At 71.3% G+C, this 17,653-nt stretch carries 15 protein-coding genes, 1 tRNA gene and 1 pseudogene; 3 read left to right on the forward strand and 14 right to left on the reverse strand.

The window, feature by feature from the left end; translation table 11 throughout:
* Nucleotides 1-14: 14 nt before the first annotated feature.
* The 8 genes and pseudogenes from KBX34_RS17095 to KBX34_RS17130 all read right to left on the reverse strand — a co-directional run bounded on the left by KBX34_RS17095 (nucleotide 15) and on the right by KBX34_RS17130 (nucleotide 7,818).
* Nucleotides 15-1,343, reverse strand: coding sequence for a sulfate adenylyltransferase subunit 1 (locus KBX34_RS17095; protein ID WP_374223692.1), 1,329 nt, complete (start codon nucleotides 1,341-1,343; stop codon nucleotides 15-17).
* Nucleotides 1,343-2,254, reverse strand: a complete 912-nt coding sequence (cysD, locus tag KBX34_RS17100) for a sulfate adenylyltransferase subunit CysD (protein ID WP_088951429.1) — start codon at nucleotides 2,252-2,254, stop codon at nucleotides 1,343-1,345. The genes KBX34_RS17095 and cysD overlap by 1 nt, the downstream gene beginning before the upstream one ends.
* A 75-nt stretch (nucleotides 2,255-2,329) precedes the next feature.
* A complete protein-coding gene (locus KBX34_RS17105) occupies nucleotides 2,330-3,160 on the reverse strand; it encodes an inositol monophosphatase family protein (RefSeq protein WP_210795008.1) in 831 nt (276 codons plus the stop codon).
* Nucleotides 3,161-3,315: 155 nt separating this feature from the next.
* Nucleotides 3,316-3,906, reverse strand: coding sequence for an aminoacyl-tRNA hydrolase (gene pth / locus KBX34_RS17110; RefSeq protein WP_088951427.1), 591 nt, complete (start codon nucleotides 3,904-3,906; stop codon nucleotides 3,316-3,318).
* 95 nt (nucleotides 3,907-4,001) lie between these two features.
* The gene (locus KBX34_RS17115; RefSeq protein WP_088951426.1) at nucleotides 4,002-4,694 is read right to left on the reverse strand and encodes a 50S ribosomal protein L25/general stress protein Ctc; all 693 of its coding nucleotides are present in this window, start codon (nucleotides 4,692-4,694) and stop codon (nucleotides 4,002-4,004) included.
* Between the two features lie 344 nt (nucleotides 4,695-5,038).
* Nucleotides 5,039-6,019, reverse strand: coding sequence for a ribose-phosphate diphosphokinase (locus KBX34_RS17120; protein WP_030329105.1), 981 nt, complete (start codon nucleotides 6,017-6,019; stop codon nucleotides 5,039-5,041).
* 58 nt (nucleotides 6,020-6,077) lie between these two features.
* Nucleotides 6,078-7,579 (reverse strand): annotated as a pseudogene (gene glmU / locus KBX34_RS17125) (bifunctional UDP-N-acetylglucosamine diphosphorylase/glucosamine-1-phosphate N-acetyltransferase GlmU).
* A gap of 167 nt (nucleotides 7,580-7,746) precedes the next feature.
* Nucleotides 7,747-7,818, reverse strand: a tRNA-Gln gene (locus tag KBX34_RS17130).
* Nucleotides 7,819-8,190: 372 nt separating this feature from the next.
* On the opposite strand from KBX34_RS17130, the gene KBX34_RS17135 reads away from it, so the two are divergent.
* Both KBX34_RS17135 and KBX34_RS17140 read left to right on the forward strand, forming a co-directional pair.
* Entirely contained in the window at nucleotides 8,191-9,156 is a 966-nt protein-coding gene (locus KBX34_RS17135) for an acyl-CoA desaturase (protein WP_141907837.1), read from the forward strand.
* Nucleotides 9,157-9,380: 224 nt separating this feature from the next.
* Nucleotides 9,381-10,097, forward strand: a complete 717-nt coding sequence (locus KBX34_RS17140) for a TetR/AcrR family transcriptional regulator (RefSeq protein ID WP_099856998.1) — start codon at nucleotides 9,381-9,383, stop codon at nucleotides 10,095-10,097.
* Between the two features lie 49 nt (nucleotides 10,098-10,146).
* On the opposite strand, the gene KBX34_RS17145 is transcribed toward KBX34_RS17140, so the two are convergent.
* The 6 genes from KBX34_RS17145 to KBX34_RS17170 all read right to left on the reverse strand — a co-directional run bounded on the left by KBX34_RS17145 (nucleotide 10,147) and on the right by KBX34_RS17170 (nucleotide 16,177).
* Complete coding sequence (locus KBX34_RS17145) at nucleotides 10,147-10,623, reverse strand: DUF4383 domain-containing protein (RefSeq protein ID WP_088951423.1); 477 nt, start codon at nucleotides 10,621-10,623, stop codon at nucleotides 10,147-10,149.
* A 215-nt stretch (nucleotides 10,624-10,838) separates the two neighbouring features.
* Complete coding sequence (locus KBX34_RS17150; protein WP_088951422.1) at nucleotides 10,839-11,294, reverse strand: DUF4383 domain-containing protein; 456 nt, start codon at nucleotides 11,292-11,294, stop codon at nucleotides 10,839-10,841.
* Nucleotides 11,295-11,394: 100 nt separating this feature from the next.
* Nucleotides 11,395-13,203, reverse strand: coding sequence for an ABC-F family ATP-binding cassette domain-containing protein (locus KBX34_RS17155; protein WP_210925794.1), 1,809 nt, complete (start codon nucleotides 13,201-13,203; stop codon nucleotides 11,395-11,397).
* Nucleotides 13,204-13,323: 120 nt separating this feature from the next.
* Nucleotides 13,324-14,274, reverse strand: a complete 951-nt coding sequence (locus KBX34_RS17160) for a 4-(cytidine 5'-diphospho)-2-C-methyl-D-erythritol kinase (RefSeq protein WP_210925796.1) — start codon at nucleotides 14,272-14,274, stop codon at nucleotides 13,324-13,326.
* 87 nt (nucleotides 14,275-14,361) lie between these two features.
* Nucleotides 14,362-15,231 carry a 16S rRNA (adenine(1518)-N(6)/adenine(1519)-N(6))-dimethyltransferase RsmA gene (rsmA, locus tag KBX34_RS17165; protein ID WP_099850378.1) on the reverse strand — a complete coding sequence of 290 codons (870 nt, stop codon included), beginning with the start codon at nucleotides 15,229-15,231 and terminating at the stop codon, nucleotides 14,362-14,364.
* Between the two features lie 46 nt (nucleotides 15,232-15,277).
* On the reverse strand, nucleotides 15,278-16,177 hold the full coding sequence (locus KBX34_RS17170; protein WP_088951418.1) for a TatD family hydrolase: 900 nt from the start codon (nucleotides 16,175-16,177) through the stop codon (nucleotides 15,278-15,280).
* A 205-nt stretch (nucleotides 16,178-16,382) separates the two neighbouring features.
* Here KBX34_RS17170 and KBX34_RS17175 point away from each other — a divergent pair, with 205 nt between their 5' ends.
* Nucleotides 16,383-17,630 carry a hypothetical protein gene (locus KBX34_RS17175; protein WP_210925799.1) on the forward strand — a complete coding sequence of 416 codons (1,248 nt, stop codon included), beginning with the start codon at nucleotides 16,383-16,385 and terminating at the stop codon, nucleotides 17,628-17,630.
* The last annotated feature ends 23 nt before the right edge of the window (nucleotides 17,631-17,653 follow it).

Genomic DNA, 17,653 nt, shown 5'->3' on the forward strand with positions numbered 1-17,653 from the left:
GGGGTGGGGTTTGGTTAGCTGGCTTCGACGATCATGGCGGCGCCCACCGTGCGGTTGGTGGTCTCGTCGATGATGACGAAGCCCCCGGTGGTGCGGTTACGCCGGTATTCGTCGGCCAGCAGCGGCACCGTCGTCCGCAGCCGCACCCGGCCGATCTCGTTGAGCCGCAGCTCGTCGGCCGACTCGTCACGGTGCAGCGAGTTGATGTCCAACCGGTAGTGCAGCCCGCGCACGATGGCCCGCGCCGACCGGGTGGTGTGCTTGATCGCGTACCGGGCGCCGACCCGCAGCGGTGCCGTCTCGTCCATCCAGCAGACCATCGCCTCGATGTCCTGGGCCACCGCTGGCGCGTTGTTCGGGCGGCAGATCAGGTCACCCCGCGAGATGTCGATCTCGTCGGCCAGTCGTACCGTCACCGACATCGGCGGGAAGGCCTCCGCGACCGGCCCGTCGGCGGTCTCCACCGCGGCGATCCGGCTGGTGAAGCCGGACGGCAGCACCATCACCTCGTCACCCGGCTTGAGCACGCCGGAGGCGACCTGACCGGCGTAACCGCGGTAGTCGGTGACAGTTGTCGACTGCGGGCGGATCACGTATTGCACGGGGAACCGGACGTCGACCAGGTTGCGGTCGCTCGCGATGTGCACCCGCTCCAGGTGGTGCAGCAGCGACGGGCCTTCGTACCAGGGCATGTTCTCCGAGCGGGCGACGATGTTGTCGCCGCGCAACGCGGAGATCGGCACCACTGTCAGGTCCGGCGCGTCGAGCTTCGCGGCGAACGCGGTGAACTCGTCGGCGATCCGCTCGTAGACCTCCTGCGACCAGTCCACCAGGTCCATCTTGTTGACACAGAGGACCAGGTGCGGCACCCGCAAGAGCGAGCACAGGAACGCGTGCCGGCGGGACTGCTCGACCAGGCCCTTGCGCGCGTCCACCAGGATCAACGCCAGGTCGGCGGTGGACGCCCCGGTGACCATGTTGCGGGTGTACTGGATGTGCCCCGGGGTGTCGGCGATGATGAACTTGCGGCGCGGGGTGGCGAAGTACCGGTATGCCACGTCGATCGTGATGCCCTGCTCCCGCTCGGCGCGCAGACCGTCGGTGAGCAGGGCCAGGTTGGTGTATTCGTCGCCACGGGCCGCGCTGACCGCCTCGACCGCCGCCAACTGGTCGGTGAAGAGCGACTTGGTGTCGTAGAGGAGCCGGCCGATCAGGGTCGACTTCCCGTCGTCCACGCTGCCGGCGGTGGCGAACCGCAGCAGGTCCATGGCCCGGGCCTCCGGCCCGGCCCCGGTAACAGCACGGGCCTCAGCATTCGCGGACGCCACGATCTCGGTGCTCATCAGAAGTAGCCCTCCCGCTTGCGGTCCTCCATGGCGGCCTCGCTGACCCGGTCGTCACCACGGGTCGCGCCGCGCTCGGTGATCCGGGTGGCCGCCACCTCCTCGATGACCTTCTCCACGGTGTCCGCGTCGGATCGGACCGCGGCGGTGCAGGAGGCGTCGCCCACGGTGCGATAGCGCACCTGCGCCTTGAACCGCTCCTCGCCCGCCCGGGGCCGGAAGAACTCGTTGACCGCGTAGAACATGCCGTCCCGCTCGATCACCTCACGCTCGTGCGCGTAGTAGATCGAGGGCAGTGGGATGCGTTCCCGGGCGATGTAGTGCCAGACGTCCAGCTCGGTCCAGTTGGACAGCGGGAAGATCCGGATCGACTCGCCGGGGTGGTGGCGGCCGTTGTACAGCGACCACAACTCCGGTCGCTGGTTCTTCGGGTCCCACTGGCCGAACTCGTCGCGGAAGCTGAAGACCCGCTCCTTCGCCCGGGCCTTCTCCTCGTCGCGGCGGGCGCCACCGAACAGGGCGTCGAAGCGGTGCTTCTCCACCGCGTCGAGCAGCACCGGTGTCTGGATCCGGTTGCGCATGCCGTCGCCGGACTCGCGGACCATGCCGCTCGCCAGGGCCTCCGGCACGCTCGCAATTACGAGCTGCAACCCCAGCTCGGCGACCCGCTGGTCGCGGTATTCGAGGACCTCGGGGAAGTTGTGCCCGGTGTCGACGTGCATGACGGGGAAGGGGATGTTGGCCGGGGCGAACGCCTTCTGCGCCAAGCGCAGCATGACGATCGAGTCCTTGCCGCCGGAGAAGAGCAGCACCGGGCGTTCCATCTCGGCCACGACCTCGCGCATCACGAAGATGCTCTCCGCCTCCAGGGCGTCCAGGTGGGAGACCCGGTACGCCGCGGGGGTGGTCATGACGCCGGCTCGATTCGCTCGCTCATCCGATTTCCAGACCTTTCCGGTCGGGCATGTCAAGAAAGTGCGCTCAGGCTACCCGGAATGTCTCTGCAGCGCTGCAAGCAACCGGGCGGCGAGATCCTTGCGGCAGACCAGGAGGTCCGGCAGGCGCGGATCCGCCTCGTTGTATCTCAGCGCAGATCCGTCGATCCGGGAAGCGTGCAGTCCGGTGGCCGTCGCCACAGCCACCGGGGCAGCCGAGTCCCACTCGTACTGCCCACCGGCGTGGATGTACGCGTCCACCTCGCCGGTGACGACGGCGGCGATCTTCGCTCCGGCCGAACCCATCGGCACCAGGTGCGCTCCGACGTCCTCGGCCAGGTCGGTGAGGAAGACCGGCGGCCGGCTCCGGCTCGCCGCGAGCCGGATCTTCCGCTCGCCGGCCGTCGCCGCCTCCACCGTCATCGGCGGGTACGCCGGCGGGTAGTCAGTGCCCAGCACCCGGTGCTGCGCCGGCAGCCCCACGGCACCGGCGACCAGCCCGTGCGGGCTCGGCGCGCGACGCGCCCAGAGCGCCACGTGCACCGCCCAGTCCGAGCGGCCCTCCTCGGAGAACTCCCGGGTGCCGTCCAACGGGTCGATGATCCACACCCGGTCCGCGGTCAACCGCGACACCGCTCCGGTGTTCACCTCCGCCGCCCAGGCCAACCGCGAGCCCTCGTCCTCCTCGGAGAGCACCGCGTCACCCGGCCGCCACTTCGCCAGCTCCGTGCGGATCAGGTCGTGCGACACCTTGTCTCCGGCCGACTTCAGCGCGCCGGCGTCGGCGAAACCCATCTCCGTCCGCAGGTCGAGCAATGCCTGCCCGGCCCGGGACGCCAACCATCGGGCGAACGCGCCATCGATCATCGGAGGACTCGTCATCTGTCCGCTCCCGTCGCCTCGCCGCGACCCGTGCCCGCACGGACCGATTCGCCGCGACCCGCGTCGCCGGTCGCGGCACGCCGAAAGGCGCAGACTACCGGCCCGCCGTTTCCGATCCGGTACACCCCGCCCGGCCAGAGACTGGCGGGAAGTCTCTAACTGCCGTGGTAGAGGTTCTGCGTCGGCTCCACGCCCTTGACGATCACCGACTCCACCACATCGGCGGCCCGGTCCACCAGGAAATCCACTTCCTTGCGCTCGGCCGCGCCAAAATCCGACAGTACGTAATCCGCCGGATCCTGCCGCCCCGGCGGTCGACCGACACCGAACCGCACCCGGACGTAGTCCTTCGTGCCCAACGACTTCGACATCGAACGCAGGCCGTTGTGCCCGCCCTCACCGCCGCCGAACTTGATCCGCACCTGACCGAACTCGATGTCCAGCTCGTCGTGCACCGCGATCACCTGCGTCGTCGGCACCTTGTAGAACTGGGCCAGAGCCGCCACCGGCCCACCCGACAGGTTCATGTACGTCAGTGGCTTGACCAGCACCAGCTTCGGTCCACCGAACCCCAGCCGCGCCTCGGCCACCTCGGCCACCGCCCGCTTGTGCCGCCCGAACCGCGCGCCGACCCGCCCGGCCAGCAGGTCAGCCACCATGAACCCGACGTTGTGCCGGTTCCCGGCGTACTCCCGACCGGGGTTGCCCAGGCCGACCACCAACCACGGCCACGCCTCGTCCGTCACGACCCTGTCCCTCCCGACGTCCATCCCACCGACTCCCGATACGCCGACAGGCGCCCCCGAACATCCGGGGACGCCTGTCGCACAGTACGAACCGATCAGGCCTCGGTGCGCGCCTCGGTGGTCTCGGAGCCCTCGGCAGCGGTGTCCGCGCCCTCGGAGCCCTCGGTGGTCTCGCCGACCTCGGCCTCGGCCTCGTCGGTGGCAACCTCGACCTCGGGCAGCGTCGCCTCGAGCTGCTCGGCGGTGGGGGCGGCGGTGATCGACGCGACGGTCAGGTCCGAGTCGACGGCCAGCTCGACGCCGGTCGGCAGCTTGACGTCACCAGCGGTCACCAGGGTGCCCGCCTCCAGGCCGTCGATCGACGCCTCGAGGTGATCCGGAACCTTGGTGGCGTCGGCGGTCACCGAGAGGGTGTCGTGGTCGTGCACGATCAGGGTGTCCCGTGCGGCCTCGCCGGTCAGCTGGACCGGAACGTCGACGGTGACCTGCTCGCCCCGGCGAACCAGGATCAGGTCGACGTGCTCGAAGGTGTCGCGGATCGGGTCCCGCTGGATCGCCTTCGGCAGCGCGAGCACCTGGGTGCCGTCGGTGATGTCGATCGCGAAGAGCTGGTTGGCACCGCCCTTGCGGATCGCGGCGGCGAACTCCCGGGACGGCAGCGCGATGTGCTTGGGCTTCTCGCCGTGGCCGTACAGCACGGCGGGCACCTTGCCGGCCCGGCGGGTACGGCGGGCACCACCCTTGCCGAACTCGGTGCGGGGCTCGGCGCTGATCTTTACCTCGGACACGGGGAAACTCCTGATGCTTTTCGCTGCGGCGGCTTGTCGTCTTGCGGTGCTGGGGCGAGGGGCTCGCTGGGGCTCATGCGTCATGAACGACTGCCCGGAGCACCGCGTCGATGACGGTGCCTCCGTGCGGCGCTTTTCAGCGGCCCGCCGGGCACCCTCGCCGTGGCAACCGCACCAGTCTACCCGAGCTGTTTCCAGGGTTTCCGGCAGTCCCCGTTCACGGCTCCAGACCGGCGCGCCGGTGGTGCTCCCACCAGCGCGCCGGCCCCGTTTCCACCAGTTTGACAGCCCCGCCCCCACCGGCGCGGCGAGTGGCGGAAACGGGGCTCACCGACGCGCGATGCTCAGCTCAGGCCGCCGAAGAGGGTCGTCACCGAGCCGTCGTCGAAGACCTCCCGGATCGCCCGCGCCAGCAGGGGCGCGATCGACAGCACGGTCAGCTTGTCCAACTGCTTCTCCGGCGGAAGCGGCAGGGTGTTGGTCACCACGATCTCGCTGATCGAGCTGTTCTTCAGCCGCTCCGTGGCCGGGTCGGACAGCAGCGCGTGGGTGGACGCGACCACGATCTCCGCTGCCCCCGACTCCTTCAGGATGTCGGCGGCCTTGGCGATCGTGCCACCGGTGTCGATCATATCGTCGACGATGAGGCAGACCCGGCCCTCGACCTCGCCGACCACCCGGTTCGCAACGACCTGGTTCGGCTTCATCGGGTCACGGGTCTTGTGGATGAACGCCAGCGGGCAGCCGCCCAACCGGTCGGTCCAGCGCTCGGCCACCCGCACCCGGCCCGAGTCCGGGGCCACCACGGTCATCGGCCGGCCGGCGTACTTGTGCTCCACGTACTCGGCCAGGATGTCCATGGCGAAGAGGTGGTCCACCGGGCCGTCGAAGAAGCCCTGGATCTGCGCGGTGTGCAGGTCGACGGTGAGGATGCGGTTCGCGCCCGCGGTCTTCAGCAGGTCCGCCACCAGCCGGGCCGAGATCGGCTCCCGACCCCGGTGCTTCTTGTCCTGCCGCGCGTACGGGTAGAACGGCAGCACCACGGTGATCCGCTTGGCCGACCCCCGCTTCAGCGCGTCCACCATGATCAGGGTTTCCATGACCCAGGTGTTCACCCCGTGCGTGACGGACTGCACCACGAAGGCGTCCGAACCACGCACCGAGTCCTTGAACCGTACGAAGATCTCGCCGTTGGCGAACTCGTACGCGTCGGCCGGGGTCGGCGCGACGCCGAGCACCTCGCCGATCTCCTTGGCCAACTCCGGAAAGCCACGTCCGGAAAAGAGCATCAGGCTTTTGCGGTTTTCGGCGACGATGCTGCCCATGGGCCCGTCTGCTCCCGTTTTGTCGGCGGTACCCGACCCGGTGGTGGTGGGTCGGGGACTATTCGGTTGCAGTATCTCCCGTGCCGGATGCGCCGCCCACCGTCTCGGTCACCCCGTGGATTGCCTCACTGTCGCTTGCGGTGCCGGGTGTCACGACGCACCCTTCGCGTCGCCGTTCGGCTGCGCGCCCTTCGCGTCCTGGGCCCGCTGCGCCGCCTCGGCCGCAGCCGTGCCGGCGCGACGCTTCACGACCCAGCCCTCGATGTTGCGCTGCCGTGCGCGCGCCACACCCATCGCGCCCGCCGGGACGTCGTCGACGATCACCGAGCCGGCGGCGGTGTACGCCCCGTCACCCACCTCGACCGGCGCCACGAACATGTTGTCCGCACCGGTGCGCGCGTGGCTGCCGATCACGGTCCGGTACTTGTTGACGCCGTCGTAGTTCACGAAGACCGACGCGGCGCCGATGTTGGTCTGCTCGCCGATCGTCGCGTCGCCCACGTAGGTCAGGTGCGGCACCTTCGAGCCGGCGCCGATCTGCGAGTTCTTCACCTCGACGAACGTGCCGACCTTCGCCTTCTCGGCCAGCCGGGCCGCCGGCCGCAGGTACGCGTACGGCCCGACGCTCGCGCCCGCGCCGATCTCGGCGCCGACGGCGTGGCTGCGGACCACCGACGCGTCGGGGCCCACGATCGTGTCGACCAGCGTGACGTCCGGCCCGATCAATGCGCCCTCGCCGACCACGGTGCCGCCGCGCAGTTGGGTGTTCTGGTCGACCACCGCGTCGCGGTCCAGAGCCACCGTCACGTCGATCCAGGTGGTCGCGGGGTCGAGCAGACTCACCCCGGTACGCATCCACGCCTCGTTGACCCGGTCGCGCAGCAGCCGGCGCAGCGTCGCCAGCTCCACCCGGTCGTTGCAGCCCAACGTCTCGACGTGGTCGTCGGCCATGTGCACCGCGACCGGCTCACCGACCGAGCGGAGCAGGCCAAAGACGTCGGTCAGGTATTCCTCGCCCTGGTCGTTGTCGGTGGAGAGTTTGCTCAGCGCCTCGCGCAGCCGTACCGCGTCGAACGCGTAGATCCCGGCGTTGATCTCCCGGATCGCACGCTGCGTCGCGTCGGCGTCGCGCTCCTCGACGATCTGCTCCAGGCGGCCGTCGGCGTCCCGGACGATCCGACCGAGCCCGGTCGGGTCGGGCACCTCGGCGGCCAGCACTGTGGCTGCCGCGGCGGCCTGCTCGTGCGCGGTCACCAGCGCGCCCACCGTTTCGGGTCGCAGCAGCGGCACGTCCCCGTTGATCACCACGACGGTGCCGGCGCCGTCCGGGACGGCGTCCAGGGCGATCCGCACGGCGTGCCCGGTGCCGAGTTGCTCGGCCTGGAGCACCGGCGTGGCGTCCGGGGCGACCTCGCCCAGGTGGGCCCGGACCTGGTCGGCGCCGTGCCCCACCACGACGACGGTGCGGTCTGCGGCCAGCGGCGCGGCGGCGCTCAGCACGTGACCGAGCAGCGTCCGACCGAGCAGCGGGTGCAGCACCTTGGGCAGTGTCGACTTCATCCGCTTGCCCTCACCGGCGGCGAGAACGACGACGGTACGAAGGTGGGGCTGGGGCACGACGTGGCTCCCGTCGGGACGGCGGACACTCTCGCGGTCATGCTAACCGCGAGGCCCGGCCTGTCTTCCTCTTACCCCCACCGGCCCTTGAACAGGACGTAGATGGGCAGCTCGGCCGCCAGGGTTCGAACCTGAAATACGGGTACCAAAGACCCGGGTGTTGCCAATTACACCACGGCCGATCAGCGACGCGAGCACGTCGCATCAGGGGGATGAACATCCCGCCGCTACACCTTAGCGTCCCTGCCGTCGGACGCCATCGCTCATCCCGCCGCAGAGCGGGAGCGACGCGGGAGCGCGGGGCGAGAGCCTGCGACGCGGGCCCGCTGATCGACCCGGTTCCCAGGATGTCGGGGATTCGCGGGTGCCGGGACAGCGCACGTCGAGTCGCGTCAGTGGACGACGCCGCCCCCACTTGCACCGACGGCACCTGACCTGCGGCTTTCGACGGTCACGTGAGGAGCTTTCGAACTTCCTCGTGCGATCTACGGTGCCGTAAGTTACGGTGACGTAGGCGTAGCTTCGTGATCGTAACCATCCCCCTGCGAGGTCCCATGTCCACTGCTCTGCTCGATCCCAACACCGCCGGACCCGGCCCCAAACCACTCACCGACGGCAGCCAGTCCACCGGCATCCTGGCCGCCCTCTGGGCTTTCGTGGTGATCCCCTTCGTCGCCCTGCTGGTCGCCGTGCCGGTGGCCTGGGGCGGCTGGCTGGGCTGGACCGACGTGGTCATCGGCCTGGTCTGGTATGTCGTCTCCGGGCTCGGCATCACCGTCGGCTTCCACCGCTACTTCACCCACGGCTCGTTCAAGGCCAAGCGGTGGCTGCGGGTGTCGCTGGCGGTCGCCGGTTCCCTGGCGGTGCAGGGCGAGATCATCCAGTGGGTCGCCGACCACCGCCGACACCACGCGTTCTCCGACATGGAGGGCGACCCGCACTCGCCGTGGCGCTTCGGCACCAGCTTCTGGGCGTTGACCCGAGGCCTGTTCCACGCACACGTGGGCTGGTTGTTCCGCCGGGAGCTGTCCAACCGTGCACGCTTCGCTCCGGACCTCATCGCCGACCGCGACATCAGCCGGGTCGACAAGCTCTTCCCTGCGCTGGTGGCCGTCTCGCTGCTCGGCCCCGCGCTGATCGGCGGCCTGGTGACCTGGTCGTGGCAGGGCGCGCTGACCGCGTTCTTCTGGGCCGGGCTGGTCCGGATCGGTCTGCTGCACCACGTCACGTGGGCGATCAACTCGGTCTGCCACGTCTACGGCGAGCGGCCGTTCGCGATGCGCCAGGGCGACCGCGCATCCAACTTCTGGCCGCTGGCGATCCTGTCGTTCGGCGAGAGCTGGCACAACCTGCACCACGCCGACCCGACCAGCGCCCGGCACGGTGTCCTGCGGGGCCAGGTGGACATCTCCGCCCGGGTGATCTGGCTGTTCGAGAAGGTCGGCGCCGCGACGCAGGTGCGCTGGCCAAAGCCGGAGCGCCTCGCCGCGAAGCTGGTGAAGCCGGTCGCACCCCACTAAAACCGGGCGGTGCTCCGACATGCCGCCTGGCAGGATGGCCGGGTGACCGAGCCACGCGGGGGGACCGGACGGCTCGGCAGACGGGGAGCCGGGCCCGATCCGGGTACGGTCGGACGGCGCGGCAGGGCGGTCGCACCGCCCGACAGTGAGGCGACGACGTGAACGGGCACAGCGGAGGCACCATTCCACGGCAGGGCGTCACCGAGCGCCAGCGAGGCGGCGACATGCCCGAGGTCAGTGACGGCGATGCTGCCGGTGCCGGCGGCCGACGGGTGACGCCGCCGGCCCCGGCCGCGGCACCCAAGGCCAAACCCGCCTCCCGGGTCCGCATGTCGGCGGCCCAGCGGCGGGAGCAGTTGATCGCGACCGGCCGGCAGCTCTTCGCCGAGCGCGGGTTCGACGCCACCTCGATCGAGGAGGTGGCGGCCCGCGCCAAGGTCTCCAAGCCGGTCGTGTACGAGCACTTCGGCGGCAAGGAAGGCCTGTACGCGGTGGTGGTGGACCGCGAGGTCCGCGCCCTCCTGGACCGGATCACCACGGCGTTGACCGCCGGGCACCCCCGAGAGCTCCTGGAGCAGGCGGCGTTGGCCCTGCTGGGCTACATCGAGGAGGACGCCAGCGGCTTCCGGGTGCTGGTCCGCGAGTCGCCGCTGATGGCCGGCACTGCCAACTTCAGCAGCGTGATGAACGACGTGGCCCACCAGGTCGAGCACATCCTGGGCGCCGAGTTCAAGAGCCGGGGGTACGACCCGAAGCTCGCCGAGCTGTACTCGCAGGCGCTGGTCGGCATGGTGGCACTGACCGGGCGCTGGTGGCTGGAGGTCCGCAAGCCGCGTAAGGAGACGGTGGCGGCGCACCTGGTCAACCTGGCCTGGAACGGGTTGTCGCACCTGGAGGCGAAGCCGACGCTGATCACCAGCCGGCGCCCCTCAGCCCGATGAACGGCCGGCGCCGCTGAGCCCGATGAACGGCCGGCGCCGCTGAGCCCGATCAGCGGCGGTGCGCGTCGGCCACCGGGTGTTTGCGGCGCTCCAGCTCCGCCTCCGCGTGCTCCGGTGGGCCGATCTTGTCGTACAGGCCGGTGCCGAGCAGGATCAGGCCGAACAGCATCGACACCACCACTGTCGACATCGAGAAGTTGAGGAAGTTCGCCTCGGTCTGGAGCACGGACATCATCAGGATGCTGGTCACCAGGAACACGACACCGGCGATGAGGTTCATGTAGTGGCCGAGGTTGCTGCGCCGCGACGCCCCGATGATCAGAACGACACCGAAGATCACCGAGGCGAGCGAGAAGGCCAGGTTGGTCCGGAGTCCGAGGGCCCAGGTGCTGGTCCGGGCGAAGAGCGGGTCACCGATCGTCTCCGCGACGCCCCAGACGCCGAAGACCAGGATGTAGACGCCGATCAGACCGGACAGGACCCGGTAGAGCGGCCGTGCCGGATGGTTCACCGGAAAGTGCGGCATGCTCCTGACCCCGTCCACCCGAGTTAGACCGTTTCAGGAGGATTGTCACCCAAGGCAGAGGTGACTGTCCGAAGAACCACAAAGCCGGAAAGGGTCCGCCAAAGGCTGGACCAGGTCAGGTTTTCGCCGGAGCCCGAGCTGCGCAGGGATCAAGCCTGACCGCCCGGAGCAGCTCGGGCTCCGGCGAAAACCACCACCGCAACCAACCAAACAGCTCAGAGAACGAGACGAGCCTTCTGGAACGCCTCCGCCTCATCCTCGGACCCGACCTTGCCGTACATGCCGACCATCAGCAGCACGAGGGACGCCGCCAGCACCACGACCACGGTGGTGATGCTGAAGTTGAAGATGTTGGCGTCGGTCCGGATGAACGCGAGGCCGGCCAGGCCGATCACCATCAGGGCGTACGCCAGCCACTGGTTGATCGCCACGTCGATGTTGCGGCCGAGGGCCGTGCCGACCAGCACGATGATCCCGAGCAGCACGCTGAGCAGCGAGAAGCCGAGGTTGGTGCCCTGACCGAGGACCCGGGTGTCGTCCTGGGCGAGGATCTCGTCGCCCATGCTCGCGATGATGCCGAGCACACCGAAGACCACCAGGTACAGACCGGTCAGCCCGCCGATCGCCCGGTAGATCGGCCGCGCGGGGTGGTTGACGGGGGTGTGTGCCATGTCTGTGTCTCCAACGCCGTGGGGTAGGTGTCACCGACGATTGTCTCGCATGTGGCGGTGTGACGCCGCACACGGTCCTCGCCCGGCGTGCCCGGCCCGGTCAGCTCTCCGGCAGGTCCTCGGCGAGGGTCATCCAGCTCTCCTCGATCCGCTCCCGCTCGGCGCGCAGATCCTTGAGCTGTGTGTCCAACTCGGCCACCCGGGCATAGTCGGTGGCGTCCGCCGCGAGCTGACCGAGCAGCGTCGTCTCGCGCTGGTCGAGCTTGCCGAGCTGCCGTTCCAGCCGGCTCAGCTCCTTGCGGGCCTGGCGGACCTCGGCAGCGGACATGCCACCCGCGCTCGGGCCGGTGGGCGCGGCGGTCGTGTTCACGCCGATCCGGGGGGCGGAGCCGGCCCGCTCGGCCGTCCGGGCAAGGTACTCGTCCACCCCGCCCGGCAGGTGCACCAGGCGACCGTCGCCGAACATCCCGTACGCCGTGTCGGTGACCCGCTCGATCAGGTAGCGGTCGTGGCTCGCCACGATGATCGTGCCGGGCCACGAGTCGAGCAGGTCCTCCAGCGAGGCGAGGGTGTCGGTGTCGAGGTCGTTGGTGGGCTCGTCGAAGAGCAGCACGTTGGGCTCGCCGGCGAGCAGCCGCAGCATCTGCAACCGGCGGCGTTCCCCACCGGAGAGGTCACTGACCGGAGTCCAGAGTCGGCGGTCGTCGAAGCCGAACACCTCGGCGAGCTGTGCGGCGGAGACCTCCCGGTCACCGAGCTGGACCCGGCGGGCGACCTCCTCGACGGCTTCCAGCACCCGCAGGTGCCCGGGCAGCTCGGTGAGCTCCTGGGAGAGGAACGCGGGCCGCACGGTGGAGCCGGTCCCGAGGCGGCCACCGTCGGGACGGGTGATGCCGGCGAGCATCCGCAACAGGGTGGTCTTGCCGGCGCCGTTGGCACCGAGGATGGCGATCCGGTCACCGGGGCCGACCAGCCAGGTGACGTCGCGCAGGATCTCCTTGGGGCCGGCGTGCAGCTCGACGTTCTCCAGGTCGTACACCTGCTTGCCGAGCCGTGAGGTGGCCATGCGCTGCAGGGACATGGTGTCCCGCGCCGGCGGCACGTCGGCGATCAACGCGTTCGCGGCGTCGATGCGGAACTGGGGCTTGGACGTCCGGGCCGGCGGGCCGCGGCGCAGCCAGGCGATCTCCTTGCGGAGCAGGTTCTGCCGGCGGGCCTCGGTGGCGGCGGCGACGCGCTCGCGCTCGGCGCGGGCGAGGGTCCAGGCGGCGAATCCACCCTCGTAGGCGCGAACGGTCTGGTCGGCGACCTCCCAGGTGGTGGTGCAGACCGCGTCCAGGAACCACCGGTCGTGGGTGACCACCACCAGGGCGCCCTTGCGGCCGACCAGGTGCCGGGCCAGCCAGTCGACACCGCCGACGTCGAGGTGGTTGGTGGGCTCGTCGAGGATCAGCAGGTCGGAGTCGCGGACGAGCAGCGCGGCGAGCGCCACCCGGCGGCGTTCGCCACCGGACATCGGGCCGACCGGCTGGTCGAGGCCGAGGTGCGGCATGCCGAGGCCGTCGAGGATGCCGCGGACGCCGGCGTCGCCGGCCCACTCGTGCTCGGCACCCATGCCCTCGTTGAGCCAGGCGGTGCCGAGCACGACGTCCCGGACGGTGGCGTCGGGGGCGAGCGTGAGCTGCTGCGGCAGCCAGAGCGCGCGCAGGTCGCGGCGGTGGGTCACCCGGCCGTCGTCGGGGTCCTCCTGCTTGGTGAGCAGCCGCAGCAGGGTGGACTTGCCGGCGCCGTTGAGGCCGACCACGCCGATCCGGTCGGCGTCGTCCAGACCGAGCGAGACGTCCGTGAGCAGCCGCCCGGCGGCGCCGTACCCCTTGGACACCCGGTCCAGATTGACGATGTTCGCCACGTTCCACCCTTCATGATCAAGGCGTCCCGGTGCCGGCGGGCACCTGGACGCCTCCCTCAAGGGTACGCGGACGCCCCGGACACCCGCGCCGCGCGCCCGCAGGCCGGGTGGGACGACCCGTCAGCCGACGCGGGCGCCGACGACCGGGCCGTGCGCGACCCGCGCCTCCCGGCACACACCAGCGGCGTTCAGCTCGGCGGCGACCCGCTCCGCGTCGGCCGCGTCGGCGGTGAGGAACACACAGGTCGGGCCGGAGCCGGAGACGATCCCGGTGAGCGCGCCGGCCGCCTCGCCGGCCTTGAGGGTGTCGACCAGCGCCGGGCGCATGGCCAGCGCGGCGTCCTGAAGATCGTTGCCGAGCGTCCGGGCGAGCACCCGGGGGTCGCGCTGACGCAGCGCGCCCAGCAACGCGTCGGTGGAGCCCAGTGGGGTGCCGGCGGCGCCGGAGTCGCGCAGCCGGTCCAACTCGCGGTACGCGGCCGGAGTGGAGAGGCCCCCGTCGGCGATCGCCACCACCCAGTGCCAGGAGGTCGGGCGGGCCAGCACGGGGCTGATCGCCTCGCCCCGGCCGGTGCCCAGCGCGGTGCCACCGTAGATCAGGAACGGCACGTCGGAGCCGAGGTCGGCGGCGATCCCGGCCAGCTCGTCGCGGGACAGCCCGGTGCCCCAGAGCGCGTCGCAGGCCACCAGAGCGGCGGCAGCGTCGGCGCTGCCGCCGGCCAGCCCACCGGCGAGCGGAATCTGCTTGCGCAGGTGCAGCCGGGCGTGTGGCAGCACGCCCGCGTACCCGGCGAGGGCGTGCGCCGCCCGAATCACCAGGTTGGTGTCGTCCAGGGCCAGCTCGCCTGTGCCCTCACCCTCCATGGTCAGGGCGAGGGTGTCACCCCGACGGGCCGTCAGCTCGTCGTAGATCGAGATGGCGTGGTAGATCGTGTTCAGCTCGTGGTAGCCGTCGCGGCGCAACGGGCCCACCCCGAGGTGCAGATTGACCTTCGCGGGCACCCGGACCTTCACCGGCCCGACGGACCCGCGTCGCTCGTCCTCGCCGTCCGGTCGCCAGGCCTCGGTCACGGGGTGAGGTCCCGTACGCGCAGGCGGATGTCGAAGGGGTTGGCCACAATCTGCTCCTCGGCGTCCTCGGCGGGCACGGGCGTCAGCCTACTTCGCGGCCGGCGTACCGACCGGAGCCGACGCGGCGATGGCAGCGAACTGCTCGACGGTCAGTGACTCCCCCCGGGCGCCGGGGTCGACGCCGGCCGCGGTGAGCGCGGCGGCGGCCCGGTCCGCGCTACCGGCCCAACCGGCGAGCGCGGCGCGCAGCGTCTTGCGCCGCTGCGCGAACGCCGCGTCGACCACGGCGAAGACCCGTTCCCGGGGTACGTCGGTTCGGGGCGGTTCGTGGCAGGTGAAGGCGACCAGACCGGAGTCGACGTTGGGCACCGGCCAGAACACGTTCGGAGGCACCTTGCCGGCGCCCCGGGCGTGGGCGTACCAGGCGAGCTTGACCGACGGAATGCCGTACACCTTGGAGCCGGGACCGGCGACCAGCCGGTCGGCGACCTCCTTCTGCACCATGACCAGGCCGTGCCGCAGGGTGGGCAGCACGGCGAGCAGGTGCAGCACCACGGGCACTGCCACGTTGTAGGGCAGGTTCGCGACCAGCGCGGTCGGCGGTGGATCGGCCAGCTCGGCGGCGTGGATGCGCAGGGCGTCCGCGCGGTGCACGGTGAGCCGGTCGGCGTCCGCCCCGGCGTGCCGCGCGGCGGTCTCCGGCAGCGCCCCGGCGAGCACCGGGTCGATCTCCACGGCGTGCACGTGCCCGGCGACCGGCAGCAGCCCCAGGGTCAGCGAGCCGAGGCCGGGGCCTACCTCCAGGGCCACGTCGTCGGGGGTCAGCCCGGCGGCGGTGACGATCCGGCGCACGGTGTTCGGGTCGTGCACGAAGTTCTGGCCCAGCTTCTTGGTGGGCGCGACGCCCAGCCGGGCGGCGAGTTCCCGGATCTCCGCCGGGCCGAGGAGACCGGTCATGCCTGGCAGCGTAGCGGCGACGTCGGGGCCGACCGCCGGCCCGGGCTCACCACGGCCCGAAGGCACGGTCGCCGGTGGCGGAGATGGCCGCGCACAGCTCGTCCAGGTCACTGCCGGTGGTCGCGGCGAGCGCGCGGACGGTCAGCGGGATCAGGTACGAGGCGTTCGGCCGGCCGCGGTGCGGCGTTGGGGTGAGGTACGGGGCGTCGGTCTCCACCAGGATCTGGTCGACCGGGGTGAGTGCTGCGGCTTCGCGCAGCGCGGTGGCGCTGCCGAAGGTCACGGTGCCGGCGAAGCTGAGCAGGTAGCCCCGGCGGACGCACTCGCGGGCGAAGTCGGCGTCACCGGAGAAGCAGTGCAGCACCACCCGGTCGGGAGCGCCCTCGTCGTCGAGGATCCGCAGCACGTCCGCGTGCGCGTCCCGGTCGTGGATGACCAGCGCCTTGCCGTACCGCTTGGCGATGGCGATGTGCGCCCGGAAGCTGTGCTCCTGCGCGGCACGCCCGTCGTCGCCGGTCCGGAAGAAGTCCATCCCGGTCTCACCGATCCCCCGGACCCGGTCGCGGGCGGCCAGTGACTCGATCTGCCGCAGCGCCTCGTCGAGGTCGGTGAGGCGGGGTGCCTCGTTGGGGTGCAGCGCGACGGTGGCCAGCACCGCGGGGTACCGGTCGGCGGCGTCCGCGCCCCACCGTGAGGAGGCGACGTCCACGCCCACCTGGACCAGCCGGTCCACGCCGACCTTGGTGGCCAGCGCGATCGCCGTGCCCACCGGGTCGTCGGATGGCCCGCCGCCGGGCACGCCGGCCTCGCTGACGGTGATGTCCAGGTGGGTGTGGCTGTCCAGCACCGGCCGGGGCAGCGGCTCGGGGGCGGGCGGAAACTCTCCGGCCCGCCGGGCGGCACGCTCTCGGCGGGATTCAGTGGGCTCGCTCATCAGCGACAGCATCACACACCGGGCCTGGCCATCTGCCCGCCACCCGACGTTCACCTCGACTACGCCGCGCGACTCTACCGTCGCCCGGTGAGCGAGCGCAGCGAGCGAACCATGAGGCACAGCAGCGAGGCGTCTCACGCCGCTGCCGAGCGCAGCGAGGCGGCGACGTGAGCGAGCGCAGCGAGCGAACCCTGAGGGACAGCAGCGAGGCCGTGGCGTGAGCGTCACACCTCACGCGAGCGGCGCGGCCGGCGAACGTACCGGGCTGCGCGTGGCGTTCGGCGGCGGCGTGTACCCGGCCGAGGAGATCGCCCGGGGCGCCGCGTACGAGCTGTTCAGCGCCGAGGAGGTGGCCGGCTTCGAGCGGGCGCCCCGACCGGGCAGCGCCCTGCCGTGGCGTCGGTTCGTGCACGTCACCGAGGCGAGCGCGGTGCACGGGGCGACCGAGCCGGCCGAGGAGCCGGAGACGCCGCTGATGATGCCGGCGCACCGGGAACGCGGCTGGACGCACGTACACCAGCTCAGCCAGCAGCCGTCCGCGGCGGGCGACCCCGTCCTGACCGCGGTGCGTGCCTCGGCGGTGGTGCGGAGGGGCACCCGGATGGTGAAGGTGCTCTCCGCCCGGCAGCTCGCCGGATACGTGCGGGGCTGGCTGCCGCACGGCTTCTGCTACCGCGAGCACGACGTGGCGCACCTGCGTACGCCGACGGCGACCACGGTGCTGCGCACCGACGGTGACGTCGGGCGGGAAGGATCGGACGTCGCGTACGCGCTGCGTTGGCGGGCCGCGGACCCGGGCGACTACGACGTGCCGGTGGGCGAGACGCACCGCGGTCTGACCGCGCTGGCTGCCCGGGACCGGCTGGGCCCACCGGTGCTGGGCACCGGCTTCGTGCCGAGCAACGGTCAGCTCATCCCCGAGTTCATCACCCGGGACTTCGCCGACCTGCCGATGCCGGCGAACGCCACCCTGCTCGCCTACCCCGCCGAGGGGGTGGAGGTCGTGCTCTACACGTACCAGGCGGAGCAGCGCGGTTGGCTGCGGATGGTGGGTCCGCAGTGGCGGCACCTGCTCGCCGCGGTGCCGGGCCTCTCCCCCGACCAGGAGTACGTGCCGACCGGCGACGCGCTGCGCTCCACCCAGTTGGTGGGCCTCTACGGCGACACCGAGTACGAGGCGGTGGCCGACCTGCCCGGCGGGTTCCGGGTGTTGGCGATGACCCGGGCGGCCCGCTACCCGGTGGACGCGGTGGCCCGACGGCTCCGGTTCGCCCAGTGGCGGGGCGTGCCGTGTCTGGTGCTGCGCGAGGAGGCCGGCTGGCTGCGGCTGCGGCTGCGCTTCCCGGACCCGGACACCGTGGTCGCCACCGGCGCGCAGTGTCACGACCGCGGCATCTACGAGACCTGGGCACCGGGCGCCGAGGTGAGCGACGACCAGGTGATGGACACCCGGTACGTGATGTGACGTCCCCCGGCGGCCGGATGCCC

Origin of the sequence: Micromonospora sp. M61, assembly GCF_018070245.1 — a bacterium.
In the GTDB taxonomy this organism is placed as follows: domain Bacteria; phylum Actinomycetota; class Actinomycetes; order Mycobacteriales; family Micromonosporaceae; genus Micromonospora; species Micromonospora zamorensis.